Origin of the sequence: Nitrospina gracilis 3/211, from assembly GCF_000341545.2 — a bacterium.
Classification (GTDB): Bacteria; Nitrospinota; Nitrospinia; order Nitrospinales; family Nitrospinaceae; genus Nitrospina; species Nitrospina gracilis.
Window position 1 is genome coordinate 1 of sequence record NZ_HG422173.1, and the last position, 26,770, is coordinate 26,770.

General features: G+C 55.8%; 20 protein-coding genes, 1 tRNA gene and 1 pseudogene. 10 read left to right on the forward strand and 12 right to left on the reverse strand.

Annotated features, from left to right (window positions below; genetic code table 11):
- Positions 1–825 (reverse strand): RHS repeat domain-containing protein (locus tag TX82_RS00005; RefSeq protein ID WP_442939870.1); only part of this gene is annotated, 825 nt, incomplete at its 3' end.
- Between TX82_RS00005 and TX82_RS17290 the strand changes: the two are divergent.
- Positions 815–931, forward strand: a pseudogene (locus tag TX82_RS17290) (integrase core domain-containing protein); the annotation flags it as partial. The gene TX82_RS00005 and the pseudogene TX82_RS17290 overlap by 11 nt on opposite strands.
- A gap of 388 nt (positions 932–1,319) precedes the next feature.
- Here the strand turns inward: TX82_RS17290 and TX82_RS00015 are convergent.
- The 6 genes from TX82_RS00015 to TX82_RS00040 all read right to left on the reverse strand — a co-directional run bounded on the left by TX82_RS00015 (position 1,320) and on the right by TX82_RS00040 (position 8,879).
- Entirely contained in the window at positions 1,320–1,655 is a 336-nt protein-coding gene (locus TX82_RS00015; protein WP_042250145.1) for a P-II family nitrogen regulator, read from the reverse strand.
- Between the two features lie 30 nt (positions 1,656–1,685).
- The gene (locus tag TX82_RS00020; protein ID WP_005005277.1) at positions 1,686–4,937 is read right to left on the reverse strand and encodes a DUF2309 domain-containing protein; all 3,252 of its coding nucleotides are present in this window, start codon (positions 4,935–4,937) and stop codon (positions 1,686–1,688) included.
- A 48-nt stretch (positions 4,938–4,985) separates the two neighbouring features.
- A complete protein-coding gene (locus TX82_RS00025) occupies positions 4,986–6,110 on the reverse strand; it encodes a hypothetical protein (protein WP_187291873.1) in 1,125 nt (374 codons plus the stop codon).
- A gap of 133 nt (positions 6,111–6,243) precedes the next feature.
- Positions 6,244–7,971: an NADH-quinone oxidoreductase subunit 5 family protein gene (locus TX82_RS00030; RefSeq protein ID WP_222822904.1), complete on the reverse strand. Its 1,728-nt coding sequence runs from the start codon at positions 7,969–7,971 to the stop codon at positions 6,244–6,246.
- A 107-nt stretch (positions 7,972–8,078) separates the two neighbouring features.
- Complete coding sequence (locus tag TX82_RS00035; RefSeq protein ID WP_005005280.1) at positions 8,079–8,372, reverse strand: helix-turn-helix transcriptional regulator; 294 nt, start codon at positions 8,370–8,372, stop codon at positions 8,079–8,081.
- A gap of 431 nt (positions 8,373–8,803) precedes the next feature.
- A tRNA-Ala gene (locus tag TX82_RS00040) sits at positions 8,804–8,879 on the reverse strand.
- Between the two features lie 212 nt (positions 8,880–9,091).
- On the opposite strand from TX82_RS00040, the gene TX82_RS00045 reads away from it, so the two are divergent.
- The 3 genes from TX82_RS00045 (at position 9,092) to TX82_RS00055 (ending at position 12,082) form a co-directional block, all read left to right on the forward strand.
- Positions 9,092–9,760 (forward strand): DUF502 domain-containing protein, encoded by a 669-nt coding sequence (locus tag TX82_RS00045; protein WP_005005281.1) that lies wholly within the window; start codon positions 9,092–9,094, stop codon positions 9,758–9,760.
- Positions 9,757–10,440, forward strand: a complete 684-nt coding sequence (locus tag TX82_RS00050; protein ID WP_005005282.1) for an RluA family pseudouridine synthase — start codon at positions 9,757–9,759, stop codon at positions 10,438–10,440. Before TX82_RS00045 ends, TX82_RS00050 begins: the two co-directional genes overlap by 4 nt.
- A gap of 64 nt (positions 10,441–10,504) precedes the next feature.
- Positions 10,505–12,082, forward strand: coding sequence for a caspase family protein (locus TX82_RS00055; protein WP_005005283.1), 1,578 nt, complete (start codon positions 10,505–10,507; stop codon positions 12,080–12,082).
- 25 nt (positions 12,083–12,107) lie between these two features.
- Here TX82_RS00055 and TX82_RS00060 read toward each other — a convergent pair whose 3' ends face one another.
- Together TX82_RS00060 and TX82_RS00065 are read right to left on the reverse strand one after the other, a co-directional pair.
- A complete protein-coding gene (locus TX82_RS00060; RefSeq protein WP_005005284.1) occupies positions 12,108–15,365 on the reverse strand; it encodes an efflux RND transporter permease subunit in 3,258 nt (1,085 codons plus the stop codon).
- The gene (locus TX82_RS00065) at positions 15,365–16,570 is read right to left on the reverse strand and encodes an efflux RND transporter periplasmic adaptor subunit (protein WP_187291874.1); all 1,206 of its coding nucleotides are present in this window, start codon (positions 16,568–16,570) and stop codon (positions 15,365–15,367) included. Before TX82_RS00065 ends, TX82_RS00060 begins: the two co-directional genes overlap by 1 nt.
- A gap of 524 nt (positions 16,571–17,094) precedes the next feature.
- Between TX82_RS00065 and TX82_RS00070 the strand changes: the two genes are divergently transcribed.
- Positions 17,095–17,721, forward strand: coding sequence for a TetR/AcrR family transcriptional regulator (locus TX82_RS00070; protein WP_005005286.1), 627 nt, complete (start codon positions 17,095–17,097; stop codon positions 17,719–17,721).
- A gap of 48 nt (positions 17,722–17,769) precedes the next feature.
- Complete coding sequence (locus TX82_RS00075) at positions 17,770–18,687, forward strand: class I SAM-dependent methyltransferase (protein WP_005005288.1); 918 nt, start codon at positions 17,770–17,772, stop codon at positions 18,685–18,687.
- Positions 18,688–18,706: 19 nt separating this feature from the next.
- Here the strand turns inward: TX82_RS00075 and TX82_RS14835 are convergent, their stop codons facing one another.
- Both TX82_RS14835 and TX82_RS16935 read right to left on the reverse strand, forming a co-directional pair.
- Entirely contained in the window at positions 18,707–19,915 is a 1,209-nt protein-coding gene (locus TX82_RS14835; protein WP_222822914.1) for a formylglycine-generating enzyme family protein, read from the reverse strand.
- Positions 19,916–20,188: 273 nt separating this feature from the next.
- A complete protein-coding gene (locus tag TX82_RS16935) occupies positions 20,189–20,311 on the reverse strand; it encodes a hypothetical protein (RefSeq protein ID WP_005005293.1) in 123 nt (40 codons plus the stop codon).
- A 77-nt stretch (positions 20,312–20,388) separates the two neighbouring features.
- On the opposite strand from TX82_RS16935, the gene TX82_RS00085 reads away from it, so the two are divergent.
- Positions 20,389–21,957: a DegT/DnrJ/EryC1/StrS family aminotransferase gene (locus TX82_RS00085; RefSeq protein WP_005005295.1), complete on the forward strand. Its 1,569-nt coding sequence runs from the start codon at positions 20,389–20,391 to the stop codon at positions 21,955–21,957.
- 21 nt (positions 21,958–21,978) lie between these two features.
- Here TX82_RS00085 and TX82_RS00090 read toward each other — a convergent pair whose 3' ends face one another.
- Entirely contained in the window at positions 21,979–23,622 is a 1,644-nt protein-coding gene (locus TX82_RS00090; RefSeq protein ID WP_005005297.1) for an NAD+ synthase, read from the reverse strand.
- A 194-nt stretch (positions 23,623–23,816) separates the two neighbouring features.
- On the opposite strand from TX82_RS00090, the gene rfbB reads away from it, so the two are divergent.
- Genes rfbB through rfbD form a run of 3 tightly spaced genes read left to right on the forward strand, consistent with a single transcriptional unit; the run spans position 23,817 to position 26,744 of the window.
- Positions 23,817–24,878 carry a dTDP-glucose 4,6-dehydratase gene (rfbB, locus tag TX82_RS00095; RefSeq protein ID WP_005005298.1) on the forward strand — a complete coding sequence of 354 codons (1,062 nt, stop codon included), beginning with the start codon at positions 23,817–23,819 and terminating at the stop codon, positions 24,876–24,878.
- A 10-nt stretch (positions 24,879–24,888) separates the two neighbouring features.
- A complete protein-coding gene (gene rfbA / locus TX82_RS00100; RefSeq protein WP_005005299.1) occupies positions 24,889–25,815 on the forward strand; it encodes a glucose-1-phosphate thymidylyltransferase RfbA in 927 nt (308 codons plus the stop codon).
- Positions 25,812–26,744 carry a dTDP-4-dehydrorhamnose reductase gene (rfbD, locus tag TX82_RS00105; RefSeq protein WP_005005300.1) on the forward strand — a complete coding sequence of 311 codons (933 nt, stop codon included), beginning with the start codon at positions 25,812–25,814 and terminating at the stop codon, positions 26,742–26,744. The genes rfbA and rfbD overlap by 4 nt, the downstream gene beginning before the upstream one ends.
- The last annotated feature ends 26 nt before the right edge of the window (positions 26,745–26,770 follow it).

Consider the following 26,770-nt stretch of genomic DNA (forward strand, 5'->3'; position numbering starts at 1 on the left):
ACCATAGAGATTCGAGTCGCCTCCCTCAAACCGGATAGGGTCCTTAATGGTCCATCTGCCCGTCTCCGGATCATAGTCCCGCGCTCCAAATCGCACTAATTTCGTGTCCTGGTCATACAAGCCACCCGCGAACCCAAACGGTTGAAACCCGGGATTCGTGTCTACAGTCACATTTCCCCATTCATCAAAGTCCATTTGTTGGGCAACGGTTCCATCACCCGTGTTTATGACTTGCCGAGGGGAACCAAGATGATCGGAAATCACTCTATATGTGACGCCTCCTTTAATAATATAATCCGGCACGTTTGCTTTGGAGGCATAGACATACCGGGCCGTCACATTGCCCGCACCATCTAGTTCCGCAATGGGATTCAAGGCATCCTTGTACAGCCAACCCTGCTCTAGAGTTCCATTGACTTTCTTTCCAATCCTTCTATTCCTGCCATCGATGACATATTCGACCAATGTACCATCCGGCAAAGTCACGGATATCAGGTTGCCCAAGACATCGTAGCTATATGTAGTTGCTTGACCACCTTCCGTTTTCGACAACAATTCACCGTTATCAGTGTAAGTATAAGTTGCGGTGTTTGTCGAGATCAGACGATCTTGAGCATCGTACATCGCTCCATTATTCAAACGATTTCCATTATCGTCATAGGAATAGCTTGCTGTTACAACAGAATCTTTTTTCACCTCTTTCAGCTTGCCACGTAGATCATAATCATATTCAAAAACATGGGTAACTCCGTTGACCGTTTCCGTCTTTTGAGTGATGCGTCCGATTTTATCCCGGATGAATCCGGTCGTGAAACAGGTGTTGATCGAAAGATGGAGAAAGGAATAGAACGGGTTTCGACCGCACAGTGCCTTGGATTACCGCCCTCCGGCACCGGAGGTCCTTAAACCCAAAACTGAAACTCTAACTTAAAAAGTGGTACAACTTAGAGGGGCGGGTCACCTGTTGATTTTGGAAGGGGCATCGCATGAAGTACGGAACCAAAACCGGAAGCTCATCCTTGAAAACCTTTGCTCTCCAGGCCACCCCTGGACGCTGGTTATCGTCACCGCCGATCCCAACATAAAGGACTTCACTGAAAATCAAATGTCTCTTCCGGAACTCCAGCCACTAAAAACTACCAACCTATGGGGCAAAGCAAACTTGCGACTGAAAAGGAGGGGATAGGGTGCCAGGGTGCCTCTCGGTGGAGAACCCTCAGAAGGTAATAATCGGGAAAGTCCAATTTCCGGCTACAAGCAACGGCTCGAACGCATTCCCGGGCGGGACCGGATTTTCTCGTTGTTGTTTAAAAAATTCGCTATGAATCCTTGGGCGCGAAATGATCCCTTCGAAGCACGCTGGCCTCCAGCACGAAAACCCCTCCGGAGTGACGCTCCAGAAACGGCTTGAGTGCGGAGAGAATGGGATCCAGTTTTTCTTCCGGCACGATGGTGAGGACCATCTGCAAGCTGCTTGTGTCATTGAACATCAGGTGGCCCTCATGAAAGCCGTGATGCCCTTTTCCTGAAATGTTGCTGAAAATCGTATAGCCGCTGGCTTTGATCCGATCCAGGATATCCGTCACAAAATGCAGATGCTCTCCCTCGACAATGATTTTTATTTCTTTCATTGGATGAAGTTCAATACCACTCATGTGCATCAATCCTCCCAAACAAATTAGTTTTTATTGAATTGGCTCCCAATCGTCAGGCGATTGAAAGAGAAAAAACTCCATGCTATCGGGATCCAGAGCAACAAGATGAATCCATTGATTTCTTAACATTTCCTGGAGGAATTCATGTCTCGCCATGACGTCCGTAATTTTTTTCGGAGGAGCCTCAATAATTGCGAACAACCGCATGGGCTCATGGAAAGGTTTGTCTCCATCATATACCGTTTGGATGGGAAGTCCAATACATAGATCACTCTGGGTCCCATACATGACACCCAGACGGCCGACCACGTTGTGATACACCTTGCTTCCGCTCCCATAGACTTCAGGGTCAACGGTGGAAAAGTAATGCTCCATGTTAATCCAGTTTCCGACGACCATCGGAGCGGTCATGATGATCTCCAGATACTTCCCATTTGGGTCCTGACTGGAATCGTAGGAATGCAAAAACGCCCGGCCTTCCAGATTGATTCCCTGAGTCAACAACCGCCGCCCTGCAATGAAAGTGGTATGCTTGGACAGTCCCCATTCCGGCCGGACCTGTGACCAGTCCACGCTCCGTTTTTTGGTGAGCGGCAGGGCCTCGAAATCCCCTTTCCTTTTGGGTTCGTCCGGAAAGCGGGACAGGCGTTCCTTGCTATTGTTTTCACCCGCCGTCTTCAGGTCCTGTTGAAGGCGGAGCAAGTCCTTTCGATGGGTCGCTGGAACATCTTCCAGGTCAAAAAGTTTCACCTCATCCGTGGTCGTGTCGTGCTGACCCGGCAGGAAATGCGTATCGGCCGGGATTATCAGGCCCTTTTGGGCCAGCATTTGCCGGACCTGGGGTTTGTTGGCCATGACCGCCAGAGTCCTCGCGTTGGAGACCCCGTGGTTACCGCCGCAAGCCCCGCAATCCAGGGCGGATTCGTAGGGATTGTTGTCGGAAGTGCTGCCATGCGCACAAAGCAGGACGAGACGGGCAAACGATTTGGTGAATCCCATTATCCGGAGAGCGGTTTCCACAAAATGGGCTTGCTCTGTGACTGTAAAACCGGTCTGGGTGATTCGGTGCATCCGGTGGGCCTCATCCCGCTCCGTAATATCGAAGTCTTTCCTGAGCACTTTAATAAACTGGTCCAGATCGGTTTCGGTCCAACGCAACAACCGGAGCAATTCGGAATTCCCGTTGGATTGAGCTGGGTTTTCCTGCATTGCCAGTTGGCGCAACCGTTCGATCTGGTCATGAGGAACGGCGGCACCCTTGCGACCATACCGCTTTATCAATAATTTGTAGATGGCTGCCCGATGCTGGGACGCGACCATTTCCTGGGCTTCTTCGCGGCTGATTTTGTCAACGGTCAATGTGGTGTTTAAGGGGACGTCAAACGGGTCCTTCACCAGGGAGATAAAAGACTTGAACAGCTTGGGATGCAACGTCTGGCCAAAAAGCTTGAATCCATAAAACCAGCCAATTGCCTCGACCATGACATAAGGCGTGATCACGTTTTCCTTTAATTCCTCGAGAAGTGCATTCCCGGTCTTGGCGAGTTTCTGGCGGACTATATATTTTTCAGCATCCCAGCCTTGATAGGCACGGGGGATTTCCCTGACGATGTGCTTGGGCTTCAGAAGGACCGGGCATTGGTCCGTTTGCTGCTCGCTGGAAAACCCCTGATAACAGATCGGAACCCCAAAAAAGCCGGCGAAACCAAACGTTTCGTTTCCACCCACCTCCTCCAGGTGTCTTCGAAAGCCTTCGGAACGAACATCTATGCAAAAGACCGCCTGGGCCAGCGGGCGCGACTCCGGAGGTTTTTCTTCCGAAGAATCGTCCTTGCGCAATTTCTGAAAGTTGGGGGAAACCTGTTTGACAAACTCCTTGATGTAACTGGATTCAAAAGCCTGGAGCCAGATGGGTCCATGCTGCGATTCCGGAAACTCCTCAACCCAATCGAGCAACGTGGTCAAGGCCTCCGGTGTGCTTTTCAAAAAGTCCTGAACCGGAAGAGCCAGAGATCGTGCCAGGTGCAAAATGACGAGGGCTTGAACATCCGTCTCCTGCTGTTGCCGGATTCGTTCCCATTTTGCAATCAGTTCCGGATCACACCGGTCCAAGGCATCGATTCTCAGTGGATTTTGAATGAACAAGGACGCATTCAGGCTGCCTTCCAATTCATCCGGCAGGCCTCGCAATTGATATTCTTTATAGAGACCGTACCCAATGGAATGATTTTTCAGGTAGGATTGTATCGCTGTATAGTTTCCGGGAATCCCCAGTTTATCTTCACACGCCCGCGCCACAAATTCCCGCTCATAAAACATGCGGACAGCCATGTACTGGACCAGGTCGATGGGATAGGAGCTCTGCCACTCGTAGTCGGTCTGGTCCGCACGCCATTTGATGAACCCGGTCCAGCCGGACATGCGTGTCAACTTCAATGTAAAATAGTTGCTCCACAATTCCTTGGGAAGCTTCATTAAAGACAGGCTTTCCAAAATGGAATCTTCGGGCCGGTCCGGCAGCTCCCGGATTTTGGTCTGCCAGTTTGAAATTCCCAGCATGGCTCCCGCTGATTCCTCCTGAGCCAATTCCTTCCATCCGCCATAAAAAGTTTTTTCGCGACACGGCATGTGCCAGGAAGCATGCCCTTCATCGAGAAACCCCGCGCACCATTTGATGAACTCATTGTTCAACTGATCCTGCACGGTGGTCCCCAAAGATTGATCGCACCATTCTCCCATGGTGTACTTTGTTCCCAGATCCTCCTGCTCCTGACATCCATGCTCTGTGAGGAACGATCCCCGCTGGTTGTTATTCGTCAACTCCTGAATTTTATCTACCAGATTCCTCACCCCCGGCTGGCTCAGGGAAGGCTTTAAAACCGCCGAACTGACATCCGGGGCGATTTTTCCAGTTCCATGAACGAGGATGGCCCTTAAAATTTCCTGATGGGAGAGTTTGCGGTCGCCAATCGCGATCACCGCATCCTGGGACACGTCCTTCAAAGCATCCTTTACCGCCTTCTCAGAAATCCGGCCCTGTTGGAAGTAACTCCGGTACTCTTCATTGCAAAGATAACCGCGACCTCCAAAAACCCGCTCACCTTCTTTTATGGCCTTCTCAAAGGACATTTCCTCCAATCCATGAAGCGGATTGTGGTGGATGAAGGTTTTCATCGGCCAGAAATACGAGATCGTTTCACCCGCCAGATTAACGAGTGAACGCAATTCCATCCGCTGCAATTCACTTGGCGGAACCATTTCTTTGACTTCGAGACGATTCATGGCTTTGCCTTCCTGACCTTCAAATATTCATTTATGAAGAAGAGCACACTAATGGATCAATCCACTGTATGCTGCAAAAATTAACAATGCCGATACCGCGAAAAACTCTCCTTTTCGCAGGTCCGTATAGGGCACGTCCGAACGCACCTGGCCAAAAGCGGTTTGATGAAGCATCCGTGAGAAATACCATCCCCCTCCCAACCAGACCACAAGGAATGTGATCAACAGCATGACCATTCCCCCGCCATGCGTTGCCGTTGTTTCCATGAACCTCAATCCGGAAAAAGTTGAAAACAGCGGGAGAAACATGGCGAAACTCACGAGAAAAACCATGACCATGCCAAACCGGGGCATGGGGGAGGCCAAGCCTGGAAGTTTTCCCAGGATATTCCAGCCGTAACGCTGGCGGACAAAAGAAAACGCGAGGATGACGCCCCCCATCAAAAGGGCCACAGCCACCCCAAAGGAGACTCCCCATTCAGGGAAACTGGAAAACACGTCCAGCAACCCCCAGACCAGAGCCACATGAGCCACGGTTGCGGAGGCCACAAACAAGTTGCTTTTCGGCTGACCAAGACAGGCCATGGAAGCATAAACCGCACTTGCCAAAGCAAGCAGGCCGATCCCGGAAAGCATTTCAGAAGTGAGGAGGGAATGGATTCCGTTCAATTCTGAAAGTCCGATGGCCAGCCACAAGACTATCCAAAAGCTGGACAGGGTCCCTTTCGCATTCTCAATCACTGCGACGAATGGAAGATGAAATGGGGCCAGCGGCAGGAAGGTCACCGCAAGGAAAAGACCCGCAAACAAACCCAGGGGTTCCCCAATAAAGATAGAACTGATAGCCAGGATGATCGCAACGACAAGGTGGGGAAAGACCAGCTTTTCCCTGATCGAATTGCTTTTCCCACGATTGAACGTGGTGAGGACGTATCCCAAAAGGCCGATCAAAAAAAGCCTGCCCAGCAACCCCTGGTGAAACAGGACACCCAGGCCCAGTCCCAAAACAATCAGGATCGAAGCACTCACGTTGGCAGGCTCGGTCGTGTCACCCTGACCCAGAATGGAACAAAATCCGGAGAGCAGCACCGCGCCTGTCAAAAGGAGAACCGGCCGTTCCAGGCCAAATGCAGACTGCATCATGACCATTCCGCCAGCCAGAAAAACAACCACTGCCAGCCCCAGGGTCTTCAGCCTGACGGGTGAAATTCGCGAAACCTGCCACACCGCCCCCAGAATCACCGGGGCCAGTGCCAGTATAATTGAAATGAAATTTTCTAAAATCATCTTGATTTCCGGTTCTATTTTAAAAACGGTGAGCTACCTTTTGAGCCCATCGCAACAGGTTACTGCCACACCGCACATAGAAAAGGTCCAGATAAAACCGATTGACCAAAAGGATGTACATATGATTGCGGATGGAAACCACCCAGCTCTTCATGAAAACAGACTGGCCCCGGGAATTGGTATAGATGACAACCCAGCCAAAAATGATGAGGAGCGTGGCCAGCAATACGAGCATGTCAAAAACTTTTGGATTGAAAGCCGCTGCCTTGAAAAACCCGGCAGCCACACCCGGCTCATGATAAATAAAATGGGTGAACGCCTCGCCGGCCCAAAGATAAACGAACACAATGAAAAACAGGGAGCCGATCATCGCACTGACAACCGCCCATGAACCCACCGGGTGAAGACGATACAAGCTGAACATTGCCTGGGAGGCCGTCACCCATGCGAAAAAGAGGAAGATGACGGCTCCATTGGCATCCTTTAAAGGAACATCCAAAACGTCGTGGGCCACCATCAGAATGATCAGCGGCATGATCAGGGTAAGGATCAAACCCGTATACCAGGACAACTGGTTGGGGGCCCTCACCGGTTCATGCTCCGATTCATGCGGAAACTCGGGTTCATCCCGCGCGTCATGAATGCCCTGCCCTGCCCGTAAAAACAGGGTCGCTTTAAAGAGCCCATGGGCGATCAAATGAAAGATTGCCAGCGCAAAGGCCCCCAGCCCGCATTCCATGATCATGTAGCCCATTTGCCCCATGGTCGAAAAACCCAGAGTTTTCTTGATATCATTTTGAACCAGCATCATGGAAGCCCCGAGCAACACCGTCAGGACCCCAATCAGAAAAACCACATGAAGCGTTGTTGGCGAGAGAGCGTAAAAAGGAGCAAGCCGGTTCAATAAAAATCCGCCCGCATTGACGATACCCGCATGCATGAGGGCGGAAACCGGTGTGGGTGAATCCATGGTATCCGGCAACCATACATGCAGGGGAAACTGCGCCGACTTCGCCATGGCGCCCACAAAAATGAGCAAACTGATTACAGAGACCGCGTTGACATCGAGAATATTTCCGGGCAGCAGGGAAATCGTTTGGGTCTGCCTGGCGGCCCGGAATAACTCGGAAAACTCAAGAGTCCCGAAATACCTGTAGGCCAGAAAGATGCCGAAAAGAAAGCATACGTCGCCGACTCGATGCACGATAAAAGTCTTAAACGCGTTTTTCCTCGCATCCGGATGAGAATAATTAAATACAAGAATAAGGTAGAGCGCCCAGCTCAACAGAGACCAGAACACAAACAACATGAACAGGTTTGAACTGGAAACAAGGGAAAGGATTACAAAAGTTATAAAACTCAACAGGGCGAAAAACCGGATGTAACCGGAGTCGCCTTCCAGATAACGGATCGAGTAAACATGAATGACAGTGCTGACACTGGTGATCAACACCATCATGACAGCCGTCAGGCGATCGATCAGTAGACCCAACTTAAATACCGAGGCTCCACCGGAATCCAAAGGCCACAACATGATATGAACAGGCCCCTGAGTACTCACCTGATAAAGAGTCGAAACTGAGATAAAGAATGCGCTCGCCGTTGCGACAACCCCCACCCTGGCCACATGCGATTTCATGCGCTCGCCGAAGAAACCGATGAGGACTGCCGCCAGAAGCGGGAAGATAATAATAAATAATGGAATTGTCATTGGGTAATTATTGTCCTTGCCCGGTAAAGCCTTCAAATCATGAAAAGCTTTTCAGGTTCAATAATTAATATTATTTGAGCAGGATCCTGCCCTTGTCGACCTCACTAAAAGGATCAGCTACCGGATTAATAATTCGCGTCATGTCATTTATTAATCAACCGGATCAGGTCCTGGACCTTCCGATGCTTTTCTATTGAATGCCGCAAGGGCTTGCGACTGAAAACCTTGTATACGTTCCTTCTTCCATCTCGACGGTGCTCCAGGTATCCGTCCGCCTCCAGTTCCACAATAATGCGTTGAACTGCACGTTCCGTGATTCCAACTTCATCCGCCAGGTCCCGTATGCGTTCAGACGGGTTTTTGGCAAGGCACAATAGAACATGCGCATGATTCGTTAAGAACGTCCACGACGGGGTAGCTATTTTTCTTGTGCTCATCCACCTTCCTATTAGAAATAATCAAATTTTCTAATATTTTAACCTGCGACCATCCGCTAGAGAGATTTCGATTTTACAATAGAGGAAGTACGATACACGAAATTAAATTCGTTAGTCAACACCTAATTGAAAAAATAATTTTCAATTCGTTTTTTCTGATTTGAGTTGTAGGAGAAAGGAGGAACGCGTTGTGGTTTCACCAACTACATGGATGCATGATCAATGATTTTTCTTTCCAGGTCATACAGGGCAAAAGGAATTCCGAGGAGGGACCACCACAAATAAACAAAAAAAGCCGCTGAACCCGAGCATGATTCTCATGCCGGGTCCAGCGGCACTCCTTGCAGGGGGACGGAATTCATCCCCCGCCTTTCAGAAATAAAAAAGCGGCTGGAACACAACTTTCCTAAACATTGCGTCCAGCCGCAGGCTGGTGGAGCTGAGGGGGATCGAACCCCTGACCTCTTGAATGCCATTCAAGCGCGCTCCCAGCTGCGCCACAGCCCCAAATTCCAGTTTTTGCGTTCTTTTTCCCCGATCTTACCAGAACTTTCCTTTCCTGCAAGCCCAATTTTTTCGGGACCTTGCCCCCTTCTCCTTCCCGCTTGCCAAGCCACTCGCCGCCTCTATATAATGAAGACCGTACCGCCTTCCGGATTCCACCCTCCGGGGGAACGTCATCCCGGCCCGCCGGCCGTCCGATATTTTTCAGGAATTCCGTGATTACCGACTTCAAACGGCGACTTCGCAACATCTTCATCACCGGGCTGCTCGTCACACTGCCCATCGCGTTCACCGTCTTCATCCTGAACTTCCTGTTCAAGACGCTGGACAACTGGCTGTCGCCGATGTTCACCAAACTGCTCATCTTCGCCGGCGCGCCCATTCCGCCGGACTTCCGCCTGCCCGGCCTCGGCGTCATCATGACGCTGTTGTTTATTTTCCTGATCGGCATCTTCACCAAAAACATCTTCGGCGCGAAACTCGTGCAGGTGTGGGAAACCATCGTCGAGAAAATTCCCGTCGTGCGCAGCATCTACACCGGCGCCAAACAGGTGGTGACCACCATCGCGCAGACCGACACCAAAGCCTTCAGCAAGGTGGTGATGGTCGAGTTCCCGCGCAAGGGCATCTATTCGCTGGGCTTCGTCACCAACGAAACCCGCGGCGAGGTGCAGGCGCTCACCGACGAAGACCTCATCAACGTGTTCGTGCCCACCACGCCCAATCCCACCTCCGGCTTCCTCGTCTTCGTGCCGAAGGAGGACGTCACCGTGCTCTCCATGACCGTCGAGGAAGGCCTGAAATTCATCATATCCTGCGGCATCGTCACCCCGCCGTACATTCCGGGTAAGGAAGCGGAAGCAAAACGGAACCTGCCGGTGTGAAGGATTCCGCCACGCCCGGCCTCACCATCCTTTACGTGGACAACCACCTCATCGCCGTGGACAAACCGGCAGGCGTACTGACGCAATCGGATGCCCCCGGCGCGCCCAACCTGCTCGATCAAACCCGCGACTGGATCAAAAACGAATACGGCAAACCGGGTAAGGTGTACCTGGGACTGGTGCACCGGCTGGACCGGCCCGTCTCCGGCGTCGTCCTGTTCGCGCGCACCTCGAAAGGCGCATCGCGCCTGTCGGAACAGTTCCGCAACCACACCGCGCGCAAGTTTTATCTGGCCCGGGTCGAAGGCGCGCCGGAAAAAGAATCCGACCGCCTCGTGCATTATTTAAGGAAAGAGAGATCGATGAAAGCCACGGTGTTCCCGCGCCCCACGCCGGAAGCGAAACAAGCCGAACTCACTTATACCGTGCTGGAGAAACGGGGCGAGACCTCTTTAGTCGAGGTGGAGTTGCACACCGGACGCTTCCACCAGATCCGCGCGCAGTTGGCGTTTCTCGGCCATCCGCTGGTGGGCGACGCCAAGTACCGCGCCCAATCGACTTTGCCGGAAGGCCGCATCGCCCTCCACGCTCACAAACTAATCGTCACCCACCCCACCACCGGCGAAACCATCGCTCTCGAAAGTCCCGCCCCCGAAGACTGGCCGCTCGCCTCTGCCTGAATTGACAACCCCGGCGCAGGCCTTATACTTTTTATAAGCCCTGAAACTTGGAGAGTCACCGGCCATGCATTCCCGAAACGGCACCCCCCAGCCTGACCGCTCAATCCCCCGCTGCCTTTCGCCGCGTCTGTTTTTTAAATCCTTTCTCATTTTCCTTTTGGTTGGCTTTCTTGCGGCCTGCGGCGGCACCATCGACTCCGAACTCACCCATCACAAATACCCGGCTGAAAAAACGCTCCCCGAAACCCGGTACGTTCTCACCGCCCTGCTTCTCATTCCCCCGGAGATGGAGTCCAAGGTGTTCAATGAACTGGAAATCGGCGACGGTCTCACCCACCTGCTCCGGGAAACGCTGGAGGAGGTATTCATGGAAGTGAGCGTGCAGGATGCGGAGCAGGAATTCACGGCTTCGGGTTACGGCATCCTGCTCTATCCCGAATTCGTGGGCGAAACCCAATATTTCAAACTCAAGCTGACGGGCAAGGACCCTTTAACGCAGGAAACCATCTTTCAGGTCGAAACCCATGGGCGCTCGACGCTCAATGAACGCACCCTGAACCCGGCGATGGACGTTGCCGCCGCGCTCCGCACGCTGGGACTTTCCACGCCGTCGAGCATCGACGACTACCGCGAGGCCAAGTACCGCACCAAGATCAGCCTGGAGCGATCCATCATCGCCGCCGCCATCAAGCTCGCCAACGCTGTCTCGACGCACCCCAGCCTGGCGCAAAACACACGCGTCCAACCGGAGGACACGCAGGTCGTGTCCCAACAGAAAAACAAAACGCATATTGCACCCGGAAATCTTTCCCACGCCGGTCGCTTTTCGAACGATCCCCGCGAGCAGATCCCCATCGGCAAATCGGCGGGGCGGGATGACATCGCCCTCCTCATCGGCAACCGGACGTATCTGAAAAAAGGAATCCCGAAGGTGGAGCACGCGCACCGCGACCTGGAGATGGTCAAGACCTATCTCATCCGCACCATGGGGTTTTACCCGGACAACATCATCACCTATGAAGACGCCACCAAGGGCGATTTCGCCACGCTGTTCGGCACGGCGCGCGACCATCGCGGCAAACTGTTCCGCTGGGTGAACCCCGGCGTGAGCCGCGTGTTCATTTACTATACGGGGCATGGCATCCCCGGTGTAACGGGCGAGGAGTTGTACTTCGTGCCGGTGGACGCCGACCTCGACTACATTTCGCAGTCCGGCTTTTCGGTTTCGCTGTTCTACGAGAACCTGAAAAAGATACCGGCGCAGGAAACGGTGATCGTGCTCGACACCTGTTTCTCCGGCAGGACCCCCGGCGGCGTTTTGTTCAGTCGGGCAAGCGCCATCGTCCCCGTTCCGCAATCCCACCCTCTGCCGCTTTCCAACACGGCGGTGCTCACCAGTGCGCAGAACGACCAGGTCAGCACCTGGCTGGACAAGGAAGGCCACAGTCTGTTCACGTATTTTTTTCTGCTGGGATTGAAGGGGCAGGCCGATCTCAATCAGGACCGCATCATCACCACCGGCGAGATGAACGAATACCTCGTTCAGGAAGTGCCGTACATGGCCCGCCGGGTGGCGGACAAGGAACAGCTTCCCAAGCTCGAAGGCCGCAAAGACCTTGTGCTGGCCATTTTGGAAGATTGAAGAGGGGGGTGGACCCTCGCCGCAATCACTGCGCCGGTTGCTGGGCGGTGGGGGGAGTCGAGTCTTCCAGCGAATCTTTGACGAGGTCTTCTTTACGCGTATGGATGCCGAGGTCGGCCATCAGTGAAATGAGCACGGGCACGAGGAACAGCGTGAAGAACGTCGAGAACACCAGCCCGCCGATGAGCGCCGTGCCCATGCCGCGGTAGAGTTCCGTCCCCGCGCCTTCCCCGAACGCCAGCGGCATCATGCCCGACACGGAGGAGATGACCGTCATCATGATGGGCCTGAGGCGCGTCTGGCACGAGGTCGCCAGCGCTTCGCGTTCGTCCATCCCGGCGCGCACGTTGTTCAGCATTTGGTGCACGATGAGAATCGCGTTGTTCACCACGATGCCGGCGAGGATGATCACGCCCAACTGCGTCAGGATGTCAAAGGTGATCCAGTTCCAATCCTCCAGCATGGCCGCCGGGTTTTCCACGTTGAACTCTTTTAAATATTCGCGGATGTTGGTTTTCTGGTATTCGTTGTTCAAGACGATGCCGAAGAACGACCCCGACACCGCCAGCACCACGGTGAGCAGAACGATGAACGGACGGATGAACGATTTGAACAGCGCCACCAGCAGTAAATAAATGAACCCCACCGCGTAATAGAAACTGTTGAGCAGGGAGGACTCCGTCGCCGCGAGGTCGTCCGCCGAACCGCCGACGCGCAGGCCGTAATCCGAAGACAACGTCTGCCGTGTCGGTTTCAGTACTTCGTTTTCGATGCTGTCGATGACCTGTTGCATGGGCGAGGATTTTTTCACCTGCACCATCAGTTTGATGGAACGTTCCTTTTCGATGTGGTCGATGCGTGCAGGTCCTGCGGCGACGTCGATGTCCGCCAGATGCCCGAGATTGGTCATCAGGCCGTTTTTGGTCCACACCGGCAGGGCCTTGTAGTCGTTCAGCCCCAGCGTGCCCTGATCGCGTTGCACCAGGACGAAATCGATGGGCTCGCCCTGGTCGTTGAATTCGCCCAGGTACGTTCCCGCATTCAGCGATTCGATGATATCGCCGATTTCCGGCACGCCCATGTCCAGCCGCGCGTCGTTGGCGCGGCGCGGGATGAAGCGCAACTCCGGGTTGCCGAATTTAAATTCCGGTCGCACCGAATGCACACCGGTCATGCCGGAGATTTTGCCGATCATCTGCAGGGCCACGTCTTTCAGCTTGAACATGTCGGGACCGGTGATTTCCAGATCGAACTGCTTCGACGCCGACTGAAAGATGGGCCGCTGGACGGCGAAGGCGAACCGGTACCCCGGAATGGCGAAGATGCGTTTTCCCATTTCATCCGATTTCACCGCCATCTTCACCTCGCCGCGCTGACCGCGCGCAAGCTCTTCCTTGATGATGGCGCCACCGCCGTTGAATCCGGTGGAAAACACGAGGAAGTTGTTTTCCACGTCGTCCATCTGCACGATTTCCTTTTCGTAGTCGGCGATGTATTTCATGTTTTCATCCACTCGCGTCCCCGCCACCGGTTCAATGAACATGAACACCATGTTGTTGTTGCCGTACGGCATGTAGTCGCGTTGCGGCAGGATGGTGACACTCCAGATGAGAAGCACGACGACCCCGGCCACGACGCCGAACTTCAGCACCGTCTTTCCCGGACCGTAAGCCAGCAGTCGGTGCATGATGCGTCCGTACGACCAGTGCACGCCTTTACCGAACTGCACCACCGGCCACAACACCTTGCGGTGAAAAAATCCCGGTTTGTATTCCTCACCCGGTTTGAGGCGGATGAGGAGCGTGGTCAACGTCGGGATGACGGTGATCGAAACCAGGAGCGACAACGCAATGCTGGCGCTGATGGTGATGGCGATGTCGCGGAACAACTGGCCCGCCTCTTCCTCGATGAACACGATCGGCAGGAACACCGCGAGCGTCGTCAGCGTCGATGACAGCACCGCGCCCCACACCTCCACCGTGCCGTCGTACGCCGCTTTCAACACGCCCTTTTTCATCGTGAGGTGACGGTAGATGTTTTCCAGCACGACGATGGAGTTGTCCACCACCATGCCCACAGCGAACGCCATGCCCGCAAGGGAAATGATGTTGATACTGCGGTCCAGCAGTTTGAGGATGATGAACACGGCCACCAGGCTGGTGGGAATGCTGATGGCGACGATCAGCACCGAGCGGAGCGATCCCAGGAACAGCAGCAGAACCACCACCGCCAGAGTCGCGCCCAATGCGAGATTGGACTTCACCAGGTACATCGCCTCATTGATATAGGTGACGTCCTGGTACACGATTTTGAGCCGCATGGGAATACCGCGGTTGAGCAATTCCTGATTCAGTTCCTCAACCGCCTCGGCGGACAGGTTGCAGGTCTGCACCACATTCGCCCCCGGCTGGCGGATGATTCCGAAGGCGTTGGACAGCCGGCCGTTGATACGCACCAGCGAGGTGGTCCTCTTGAACCCGTCCACCACCGTGGCGAAGTCGCTCACCTTGATGGTTTTGTCGCCGTCGCGCTTGATGACGGTTTTCATGATGTCGTCTGGGCTGGTGAACTCGCCCAGCGTGCGCACCGTGTATTCGCGGTGCGTCTCATCGTGGAACCCGGCGCGGGTGTTCTGGTTTTCGTCGGAGAGACGCTTGATGATGTCGTCGTACGTCAGGTGCAGGCGCGCCACCGCGTAGGGATCGAACTCGACACGCATCTCCCGCTCTTCGCCGCCGAAATGCCACACCTCGGACACCCCGTCCACCCGTTGCAGGAAAGGCACGATGATGTCCTCACCCACTTTGTACATGTAGTTCTGGCTGATGTCCGGCATGGCGGGATCCGGTTTCTCGACGATGATCCACATGATGGGATTGGAATTGTCCGTCGAAACCGATTTCATCACCGGTTTTTCGGCGAGCACCGGCAGGTCTTTCACCTGTTGCAGTTTGTTGTTGACGTCGATGGTCGCGGTGTTTTTGTCCACCCCCCAGTCGAACTCAAGCGTGATGGTGCTCTCGCCGTGCTTGCTGACGGAGGTCATTTTCTTGAGACCTTCGACGTTTTCCAGTTCGTCTTCGATGCGGCGGGTGATGTTGCGTTCCACTTCATTGGGAGACAGGCCGCGGTATTCGGTCGTCACCTCGATCAGCGGCTTGTCCACGGTGGGGGTCAGCTGGCGCGGCAGGATGTTGTAACAGATGGCGCCAATCACCGCCACCAGGGCCACGGCGACGGTCACCGTGTGGTAGTTGCGTATGGAATGGTCGACCAGCTTCATCAGGTTTCCGAGTCCTGGGAAGGTTTCGGCGCCTTGTTGGTCTCCGCAGAATTAAAGGGCGGCTCCGCCTTCGGTTCCGGATTGGTGAGGAACACCTTTGCACCCGGGAACACAGCACCGGAACCGCGCATGATCAAATCCGCCTGCGGCGTCAACTGGTGAGTGAAGTCATCAATTTCGACCAATCCCTCGTGCTCCTTGAAGGCGCGCACGGGAACCAGCTTGGCTTTCCCTTCCTCCACGATGTACACCACCGTCCCCTGCTCTCCGATGACCAGTGAAATGGACGGCACGTGCTTGATGTTTTTGCGCGTATCGAAACGTATCATCGCCTCCAGCGTGAGACCGGGAAACAGCGCGGGGTTGGCATCGGGCAGGTCGATCTGCACCTGGATGTTGCCCGAAAAAATGTTGGCGTCGGGGATCACGCGCACCGTATTGCGAAGGTTGCGATTGAGCTCAAAACGGAGACCGAGGTCCACCACATGAAACTCGGCGGAAGAAATGTTCCGCAATTTGTTGCGGTAGCTTTGCGGCAACTCCAAAACGGCTTTCAACTTGGACGACCCGATCATCTCGATCACAGCCGTGCCAGGCGAGGCGAACGCACCGACCTCGATGCGCTTGGCGATCACCACGCCGTCGAACGGAGCAAGAATTTTCGTTTTCGACAAATCCAGTTTGGCCAGCCGCAACTGCTGGGTGACGCTGTCGAGATTCGACTTCGCCTGCAGGATGTCCTCATCGCGGGAACGCGTACCCGCCTTCAACGCCGCACCGCTGGACCGGAGTTGTTCCCGCGCGCGCTGGACTCGGTCCACCGCCTCGTCCAGAGACGACTGCGGCACCACGCCGTCTTCCACCAGCTTGCGGAAACGCCTTTCTTCTTTAATGGCAAGCTCAAGCGCGCTTTCATCGGCTTTTAACTGCGCTCCCAGCTTTTCTTTATCTTCCGGACGCGCACCCGTGAGCGTCTTTTCGTATTCCTTCTGCGCTGTGCGCTGCTCCGCCTCCAGCCGCTGGACTTCCAGCTCGTACTGGCGGGAATCGATCGACGCGATCAAATTGCCGGCGCGGATGGTCTGCCCTTCTTCAACAGGCAGGCGACGGACCCGTCCCTCCACTTCGGCGGTGATGAGCACCCGCTGCTCGGCGGCGATGTTCCCAACGGTGCGGATTTCATCAACCACATCCTTGATGATCACATGGCCCACCTGCACCGGCAGTTGCAACTCCCGCCGTTGCGGACGGACCTCTTCCGATTGAGGTTGCGGGCAGGCGGAGACAAACAGAACACCCCCAGCACGGCAACCAGAAAAAGAAGGGGAATCCAGCGCTTCGGCTTTTGGTTGTCGTCGTCCAATTCAAATCCTGAACAATAAGTGATTGATTTTATTATTAGCTACTGGAACACCAAATACAAAAATTTCGCCGCAACCGCACCCTGAAATGTTTGTGTTGCCATTCAAAAATGCGGAGTTGATGTGTTAAATCGGGATGGACCGGTAATGAGACGCGGGAAAACCTGGTTCGGGCACCCTGAAATCTTATCGGAGCCACCGCACCTTTCTTTACCGCGCGCCTTTTCCGTTTTTTGGATCGACACCTGGCCACATGAAGGGCGCTCCGATCAGACTATCCTGCTAATAATTTAGCATTCGTTAAAAATATATGCTACCCTTCTCCTGAAGTCAATTCATATATTTCTAATAACCGATCAAGAATCACCATGACACGGGGACGTCCCAGAAATTTCGATAAGACCCAGGCGCTGGACACCGCCCTGCACCTGTTCTGGCGGCACGGCTACGAAGGCACCTCCATTGCCCTGCTGGCGGAGGCCATCGGCGTGAAAGCTCCCAGCCTCTATGCCGCTTTCGGAAACAAGGAGGATTTGTTTCTTCAGGCGATCGAGCGTTACGCGGAGGTCAACGGCCACATTTACCACGACGCTCTTCAAAAAGAGACCGTCCATGAGGTGGTAGAAAGCATTCTGGCGGGAGAAGTGGAATTGATCACCCGCCGCGGGTCGCCAAACGGGTGTCTCATGATCCAGGGAGCCCTGGTGACGAGTCCGGAATCGGAAAAAATCTGCAAGATGATGGCCAAGATGCGCGGCATGGCGGAGGGATGGATTGCAAAACGCTTCGAGCGGGCAAAACAGGAGGGCGACCTCCCGCCCGACTGCGATCCCAAATCGCTGGCGTGTTACCTGATGACCATCAACTCCGGCTTGGCCGTACAGGCAAAAAGCGGCGCAAGCAAGAAACAGCTTTTGAAAGTGGTGGACCTCATATTGAAAAGCTGGCCTGAGCCCGGAAAAAAAATTCCCTCCACCGTTCGGCAGGCGTCCTGATTGACCGCAGTTCCCTTCCCTTTCGTTTGATGTGATATCATTCTCCGCATGAACCGCCTGTCATCCACTCTCCTTTCCTACACGGAACGCTATCCCATTGACGGATTCGATTACCGTCTCCTCGATTCCGGCAACGGGCGCAAGCTGGAACAGTTCGGCGAACACCGCTTCATTCGGCCCGCACCGCAGGCCATCTGGCCCGCCACCCTGCCGAAAGGAGAATGGAACGAAGCCGTCTCCGAGTACACCTATTCCAAGGGAAAGGACTACGGCGGAGAATGGCACAACCGGCCCGGCCTGCCGAAAGACGCGTGGCGGTTGACCTGCCAGGACCTGATCTTCGAAATCAAGCCCACAGGGTTCGGCCACATGGGATTGTTCCCGGAACAGGCGGCGCACTGGTTGTGGATTCGCGATTTTCTCAAATCCCTGCCGGACGACAGCCCCAAAAACGTGCTCAACATTTTCGGTTACACAGGAGCCAGCACACTGGCCGCCGCCGCGGGCGGCGCAAGCGTGGCGCATGTGGATTCGTCCAAAGCCTCCGTCAATTGGGCGCGCAAGAACCTGGAGTTGTCCGGACTGGGCGACCGCACGGTGCGCTGGTACGTGGACGATGTGCTGAAGTTTTTAAAACGGGAACACAACCGCGAACGGTTTTACGAGGGGATCATTCTGGACCCGCCCACATTCGGGCGCGGCGCCAAGGGGGAAGTCTGGAAAATCGAAAAGGACCTGCCGCAACTTTTGCAACGGTGCCGCAACGTGCTGAGCCGCGAACCGCGCTTCATCCTGTTCACCACGCACTCGCCGGGTTTCTCCGCGCTCACGCTCAAGAACATGATGTTGAATTATCTCGTGGAGCCGAACCGGGGACAGTTCGACGCGGGCGAGATGTACCTGCATAACGAAGAGCAGGGCTACCACATCCCGAGCGGATTCTACAGCCTGTGGTGGCGGGACTGAGCCCGCCCCACACCCGGCTTCATTTCATTGGCTTTACACAGCGGAAGCCAACACCCGGATTGCGGAAGTCCGGCAGGAACGCCGCGCGGTTGGAACTGCGCAGGAACCCTGCCGTGGTGTTCCATGCGCCGCCGCGCACCACCTTGTTGTCCAGCGGACGCGGGCCTTTCGGGTTGTCCTTGGGGCTCGACCGGTAGTAGTTTTCGTCCATCCAGTCGGCGGTCCATTCCGCGACGTTGCCCGCCATGTCGTGCAGGCCGTAGGAATTCGGTTTGAACTGGCCGACCGGTGCGGTGGTGCGAAAGCCGTCGTCGATGGCCGCGACCCGGATGTTGAGCTCGCAGGCCTTGTCGCAGAAGTTCGCTTCGTTGCCCTTCACCGTGTCGCCCCAGTAAAAATGCGTCTGCGTGCCGCCGCGCGCGGCGTATTCCCATTCCGCTTCCGTCGGCAGGCGCTTGCCCTGCTTCTCGCAATACTGGCTGGCTTCATTCCAGGTGATGCTCTCCACTGGCAGGTTGGCGCCGATGTGATCTGAAGGATTCCGATCCATCACCGCCTGAAACCGGGCCTGCGTCACCTCATACTTGTCCATCTGGAAGGAATCCACGCACACCTCGTGAACCGGCTGCTCGGCGGGCGTTCCCTGCTTGCTTCCCATCTGGAAACACCCCCCTTTAATGGTCACCATTTCTCCTTCACCGGAAGAACCTGCCTTTGCAATCATGGCTTTCTGGACCTGAGTCTTGAGCAGCGCCACCTGCTGGTACACCGCACGCAGGACCCCTTTGTACTTGAGGGTCACCACCGACTGCGGCACCAGCTCCATGCGGTTCTTTTCCTTGAAGAACAGGCGGTAGTGCGGAATGGGGTCATTGCCCTTGATGTCCACGTAATTACGCATATTGCTGTTGGTGCGTTGCGGGGGAAGCACGATTTCATCCACCAGTTCCGCTTCCTCTCCCTCCGACGATCCCTTGCGGTACACAACCACCGTGCGGCCGCCGGAGATGGGCATGGCCAGCACCTTATTCACCAGTTGGAGCGCCTCGTCGTACTTCTTGAAAATGGTTTTGACCTGGGCCAGCGAGTGCATGACCCGCGGGTTGTCCGGGTCCAGCTCAAGCGCCTGGGTATAGAGCTTTTCCGCCACCGGGTATTCTTTTTTGTCAAAGGCCGCATCGCCCTCCCGGATCAACGCTTCCACGCTATCCGTGGAAGCCTGAGACACAATAGGAAAACCCAGAAGCCACAGCGCGGCTCCAGCTAACATCAGACATCGCAAAAAGGAGAATGAACAGTCTTTCCTGTTGAACCACATGGGAGGCTCCAAAGCTTGTGAATGGATATTCGGTTTTTGAGTTCAGAGAAGTATATACCATCGCCATAACAGCGACAACCAAGACAGGGTAAAAAACAACCGCCAGATGGAACAAAACTCATTGATTCAGCTTGGATTATTTCTCCGGCGGGGAGTCCGGGGTGGCGGGGGGAGGATTTTTTTTCAGACTTTTTTGCGCGCGTCCTGCCGGGCCCGTTTTTTTTTCAACTCGTTCCAGTCGTCTTCCGGCTTTTTCTTTTTCTGAAAACGGTCGCGCTTGGGAAAGTAATTGATTTCGTCGATCATAACAAAGGCCTCCGGGATTCCTTCCCGTTTTAACCACGGTGCGTGGTACAATTTTCGGCTTGAATAACCATTGTGCCATGTCCACGGCACATCCACAAACCCTTTACCAGGCACTTCTCGCCATGCAATTTCTTCTGTTCGACGATTACGTCATTCACGCGGTGCAAAATCAGGACACCCAGGTGCTGGAGCGGTGCAACCGGCGCGACATGCAGGCCTGGGTGATGGCTTCTTCCGTGCCGCTCATCCTGGAACGGCTGTCGGCCACCGGCAAGGCGGATGAATCGCGAAAAGCCCTGGGCGATTTCCTCTCCGCCGTCACCCTGATGCCCGTGACCGGGGAAGAATTGAAGTCCGGCCTGAAATCCGACGCCCCGGCCTATTCCCACGCGCTTGCGTTGGAACTCGCCGCACGTCACAAATTGCAGGGCATCGTCACCACGCAACCGGCGGCGTTCCCAAAATCGGACATTCCCGTAGTCACGCCAGAACAACTGGATGGCGTTCTCGCCCAGGCTCAGCAACCTGAACCGGCGGTGCCGCTCCTCAACATCCTCGCTACCTACCCGCAGATCATGGAAGGCGCGGAGGCGGCATGGATGTCAGTCATCCGGTCGGGATATTTCATCCTCGGCCCGCAGGTGGAACAACTGGAAAAGGAAATGGCGGCCTACTGCGGCGTGACCAATGCGGTGGGAGTGTCTTCAGGAACCGACGCTCTTCTGCTCGCGCTGATGACAGCCGATATCGGCGAAGGCGACGAGGTCATCACCACTCCCTTCACCTTCTTCGCCACGGCGGGGTCGATCTCCCGCACCGGTGCGAAACCGGTGTTCGTGGACATCGAGCCGGACTCGTTCAACATCGATCCGAAAAAAATCGAATCGGCGATCACGCCAAACACGCGCGCCATCATGCCGGTACACCTGTACGGTCAGTGCGCGGACATGGATGCCATCAATGCCATCGCCCAAAAGCACAACCTGCTGGTCTTCGAGGACGCGGCGCAAGCGAGCGGCGCGACGTATAAAGGAAAACAGGCCGGATCGATGGGCGACTTCGGTTGCTACAGCTTCTTCCCGACGAAGAACCTGGGCAGTTTCGGCGACGGCGGCATGGTGACGGTGCGCGATGCGGATTTGTTCGAAAAATGCAAGATCCTGCGCGTCCACGGTGGCGCACCCAAGTACTACCACAAACTGATCGGCGGCAACTTCCGCATCGACGCCCTGCAGGCGGCGGTGCTTCGAGCCAAACTTCCCTTCCTCGACACCTGGCTGGGATTCCGCCGCGCCAACGCCCAGCGTTACACAAAACTGTTCACGGAAGCGGGGCTGGATTCGGTCATCGGCCTCCCGCCGGAAGTGGTGCCGGGCCACACGTTCAACCAGTACTGCATCCGCGTGAAGGACGGCAAACGCGACGCCCTGCGCGCAGCCCTGGCCGAAAAGAAAATCATGACGGAGATTTACTACCCCGTGCCCCTGCACCTGCAGGAATGCTTCGCCGATCTCGGTCACAAGAAAGGCGACTTCCCCGTCTCGGAACAGGCGGCCGACGAGGTGCTGGCGCTCCCCGCCGCCAACGAGGTCACGGAGACCCAGCAGAAACACGTGGTCGCCACCATCCGCGCCTTCTTCAAATAGTCATAATATAAGGAATCAAACTCATTCGCCGGGGCGGTACCGCTGGGCGATGGGCAGGCGGCGTCCACTGCCGAAGGCTTTGGACGTGACGCGCAGGCCCGGTGCGGCCTGCTTGCGTTTGTACTCATTGTTGTCCACCTTGCGGATGATCTCCCGCACCAACTCCGCGTCGAACCCTTTCTTCACCAATTCCTGCAGCGACAGGTAGCCTTCTATGTACCCTTCGAGGATGGGGTCGAGGACCTCGTACGGCGGCAGGCTGTCCTGATCGGTCTGGTTGGGGCGCAGCTCCGCTGTCGGCGGACGCTCCAGAATGTTCGCCGGAATCACCTCGCGGTTGCGGTTGATCCACCGCGCCAGTTGATACACCTTCATCTTGGGCACATCTGAGATCACAGCAAGCCCTCCCGCCATATCGCCGTACAACGTGCAGTAACCGACCGCCATCTCGCTTTTATTGCCGGTGGAAAGCACCATGCTTCCCGTGCGGTTCGACACGGCCATCAGGATGTTGCCGCGAATGCGCGCCTGGATGTTCTCTTCCGTGACGTCCTCCGGACCTTCTCCCAACAACGGCGCGAGGATATTCTTGTAGGTGTCGAACAATTCGCGGATCGGCACCACCGAATACGCGATGCCAAGGTTGGCCGCCAGTTGTTCGGCGTCGGTCACACTCACCGGGGCGGTGTAATGCGACGGCATGCTCACGCCCTGAACGTTGTCCGCACCCAGCGCGTGCACGGCCAGCACGGCGACCACGGCGGAGTCGATGCCGCCAGACAGACCGATCACCGCTTTCGCGTAGCCGCACTTGTTCAGGTAATCGCGCACGCCGAGCACCAGCGCGTGGAACATCTCTTCCTCTTCCGACTCGTACGCCGGATGCACCGTGCCTTCGCCCGTCTTCCAATCCACCGTGACCAGGTCCTCCTCAAAACCCTTGGCCTGCGCGAGGACGTTGCCCCTGTTGTCGAGGGCGAAGCTGTGTCCGTCGAACACCAGGTCGTCGTTGCCGCCGACCTGGTTGACCAGCACCAGCGGCACACCGGTTTCCTTCACAATGTGCCGGGCGAGTTCCCGCCGCGTGTGCCAGCGCCTGGTGCGGTAAGGCGATGCGGAAATGTTGATCAACGCCTGCATGCCCGCATCGGCCAGCTCCTGCACCGGGTTGCGGTGGTAGGGGCCGTGATCGTAGAAGCCCGCGTAGTTCCACATGTCTTCGCACACGGTGATGCCAACCTTCGTACCGTTCCAGTCGAGAAGCTGAACGCACTCGCCGCGCGAGAAGTACCGCGACTCGTCGAACACGTCGTAGTCGGGAAGCAACAGCTTGTCGGTACGCAAAAGTGTTTTTCCATTCTGAAACACCGTGGCGGTGTTGGTCAGGCGTTTACCGACGGCGCCGTTGTTCTCGCCGACGTGACCCAGCACTACGGCAGGTCCGGTGAGCGTCTGCACCAGCGCGTCCAGCGCACGCCGGTTCTGGATGAGGAAATCGGTTTTGTTGAGCAGGTCCTTAGGCGGGTAGCCGGAGAGCACCAGCTCGGAGAACACCACCATCTCCGCTCCTGTTTCCTTCGCCCGTTCGTGCGCCTGGCGGATATTGCGCACGTTTCCCTCGAGGTCGCCAATGGTGGGATTGATTTGCGCCAGCGCGATTTTCAAAAAAGCTTTCCTTATATAGGGGGAGGCCCAGCCATGTCCGGCCTGCCTGATTCAGACCATATATAGCTTTGTTTATCATAACTTGCCCCGTGGTACAATGTGACCGGGAATTCCGGGTTTTGGCTTCACAAATCTAATGTAGAAACCAATATTTTCCGAAAAGAAACATATCGGGTGCACTCACTGGGAATTTCATGAAAACCTACCTCATCACCGGCGGCGCGGGCTTCATCGGCGGCAACTTCGTGCTGGGATTGCTGCGCCGCGACGACGTGAAGGTGGTCAACCTCGACGCGCTGACCTACGCCGGCAACCTGGACACGCTGGTGGAAGTGATGGACCATCCCCGCCATGTATTCGTTCACGGCGACATCCGCGACCGCGCGCTCCTCAATCAACTGTTCGCCGAGCATCGGCCGCAGGCCGTGGTGAACTTTGCCGCCGAGTCACACGTGGACCGCTCCATCGACGCCCCCGGCGATTTCATCCAGACCAACGTCGTCGGCGCCTTCGAACTGCTGGAGGCGGCGCGTGGCTATTGGAACGCACTGTCCGCACCGAATCAGAACGCATTCCGCTTTCTGCACGTCTCCACCGACGAGGTGTACGGATCGCTCGGCCCGACAGGTGCGTTCACCGAAACCACGCCCTACACGCCGAACTCGCCCTACTCGGCATCCAAGGCGGCGGCGGACCACCTGGTGCGCGCATACTGCCATACCTACAACCTGCCGACGCTCACCACCAATTGTTCGAACAACTACGGCCCGTACCAGTTTCCAGAAAAACTGATCCCGCTCGCCATGCAGAAAGCTTTGCGAGGCGAACCAATCCCCGTGTACGGCGACGGCAAACAGGTGCGCGACTGGCTGTACGTGGAGGATCATTGCAAGGCAGTGGAGTGCGTCCTGCAAAAAGGCAAACCCGGCGAGGTGTACAACATCGGCGGCCAAGGCGAAAAAACAAATCTCGAAGTGGTGCAGACGCTCTGCCGTCTGCTGGACGATATGGTTCCCGGTTCACCGCACACACCACACGCGAAGCTCATTACCTTCGTCGAAGACCGGCCGGGTCACGACCGGCGTTACGCCATCGATCCCACGAAGGTTCAAACCGAACTCGGCTGGAAGCCGGACGAGAGTTTCGATTCCGGCCTGCGCAAAACCGTGCAGTGGTACCTGGACCACACCGAATGGGTCGAACGCGTGACCAGCGGTGCTTATCGCGGCGAACGGCTCGGACTCTCCAAATCCTGAGGTTCAAAAGATGATCACCAAAGGCATCATCCTGGCGGGCGGAACGGGATCCCGGCTGTATCCCCTGACCCTCGCAGTCAGCAAACAACTGCTTCCGCTCTACGACAAGCCGATGATCTATTACCCGCTGTCCACCCTCATGCTGGCGGGCATCCGCGACATCCTCGTCATCACCACGCCGCACGACCAGCCCCAGTTTCAGAATCTCCTGAAAGACGGCAGTCAGTGGGGACTCAATCTCCAATACGCGGTGCAACCGGAACCGAAAGGACTGGCGCAGGCGTTCGTCATCGGCAAGGATTTCATCGGCAAAGACGGATGCAGTCTCATCCTCGGCGATAATTTTTATTACGGACATGGTTTCAGCGAGACCGTACGGCAGGCCGCAAGGCAGAAAACCGGGGCGACCATATTCGGCTATTGGGTTCGCAACCCGCAGGATTACGGCGTCGTGGAATTCGACCCAGACGGTTGTGCGGTGAGCCTGGAGGAAAAGCCGAACCAGCCGCGCTCGAATTACGCCGTCACCGGCCTTTATTTTTACGACAACGAAGTGGTGAACATTGCCCAGAACCTCAAACCCTCGGCGCGCGGCGAGTTGGAGATCACCGATATCAACAAACATTACCTAAAACGGCAGGCGCTTCAGGTACAGATCATGGGACGCGGTTTCGCGTGGCTCGACACGGGTTCGCACGACGCTCTCCTCGAAGCCAACACGTTTGTCGAGACCATCGAACGGCGGCAGGGATTGAAAATCGCCTGTCCGGAAGAAATCGCCTACAAAATGAAATACATTGACAAAAGACAACTGGAGACTCTGGCCCGGCAATACAACAACAATGATTACGGAAAATACCTGTTCAACCTTCTCGATGAAAGCAATCTTCCCATATACGTAGACGGTCTGTCCCCTGTTGATCCCTTGATGCCATGACTGCTTCCAGCGCAAATCTCCCGCGACGCATTCTCTTGACCGGGAAAACCGGGCAGATCGGACGCGAGTTGTGGTCCTTTCTGGATACCTTCGGTGACGTGCGTGCCCCTTCTTCCGCGGAACTCGACCTCGCCTTTCCCGATGCCTTGAAGCAATACCTGACGGAGTGGCGGCCGCACCTCATCGTCAACGCCGCCGCCTACACGCAGGTGGACCGTGCCGAGGAGGAGCGCGACCGCGCCATGGCCATCAACGGCACTGGGCCGAAAGTCATGGCCGAATGCGCGGCCGAACTGGGCGCAGCGATGGTGCACTTCTCCACCGACTACGTGTTCGACGGAAGCAAACACGGTTTTTACAAGGAAGCCGACGAACCCAATCCCAAAAACGTATACGGCATCACCAAGGCCGCGGGCGACGCCGCCATCCAGAAGGCTGGCATCCCGCATTTGATTTTCCGCACCAGCTGGGTGTACGGTCTCAATGGCCGCAATTTTCTTCTGACCATGCAGCGCCTCGCCCGCGAGACGGATGAAATCCGCGTCGTGAACGACCAGGTGGGCTCCCCCACATGGAGCCGCCTGATCGCGCAAACCACCGCAAACATCCTCGGCCATGTGTTGAGTGACCGCGAGGCGGAAGACATGAGCGGAATCGAAAAGGCTTCCGGCATTTACAATCTCACCTGCACCGGCTGGACAAGCTGGTACGGTTTTGCCAAAGCCATCTTCGACATTCTTCCCGAGGACGAGCGGCCGCGGCTGAGGCCCATCCCGACCAGCGACTACCCCACCCCCGCCCCGCGCCCGGCCAATTCCGTGCTGTCCGTCGAAAAACTGCGCCAGCAGTTCGGCATCACCCTGCCCGACTGGCAGGGTGCGCTGACCTTTTGCCTGAACAACCAGACCACGCCCGACCCCGCCGCCTGAGCTGCCACTTCAAGAATCATTTGTCA

Coding starts and splice junctions, on each gene's coding strand:
- TX82_RS00020 (WP_005005277.1), bottom strand. CDS start 4,937: ATGAATCGTCTCGAAGTCAAAGAAATGGTTCCGCCAAGTGAATTGCAG.
- TX82_RS00075 (WP_005005288.1), top strand. CDS start 17,770: ATGAACCGCCTGTCATCCACTCTCCTTTCCTACACGGAACGCTATCCC.
- TX82_RS00060 (WP_005005284.1), bottom strand. CDS start 15,365: ATGAAGCTGGTCGACCATTCCATACGCAACTACCACACGGTGACCGTC.
- TX82_RS00015 (WP_042250145.1), bottom strand. CDS start 1,655: ATGAGTGGTATTGAACTTCATCCAATGAAAGAAATAAAAATCATTGTC.
- TX82_RS00055 (WP_005005283.1), top strand. CDS start 10,505: ATGCATTCCCGAAACGGCACCCCCCAGCCTGACCGCTCAATCCCCCGC.
- TX82_RS00085 (WP_005005295.1), top strand. CDS start 20,389: ATGTCCACGGCACATCCACAAACCCTTTACCAGGCACTTCTCGCCATG.
- TX82_RS00035 (WP_005005280.1), bottom strand. CDS start 8,372: ATGAGCACAAGAAAAATAGCTACCCCGTCGTGGACGTTCTTAACGAAT.
- TX82_RS16935 (WP_005005293.1), bottom strand. CDS start 20,311: ATGATCGACGAAATCAATTACTTTCCCAAGCGCGACCGTTTTCAGAAA.
- rfbA (WP_005005299.1), top strand. CDS start 24,889: ATGATCACCAAAGGCATCATCCTGGCGGGCGGAACGGGATCCCGGCTG.
- rfbD (WP_005005300.1), top strand. CDS start 25,812: ATGACTGCTTCCAGCGCAAATCTCCCGCGACGCATTCTCTTGACCGGG.
- rfbB (WP_005005298.1), top strand. CDS start 23,817: ATGAAAACCTACCTCATCACCGGCGGCGCGGGCTTCATCGGCGGCAAC.
- TX82_RS00070 (WP_005005286.1), top strand. CDS start 17,095: ATGACACGGGGACGTCCCAGAAATTTCGATAAGACCCAGGCGCTGGAC.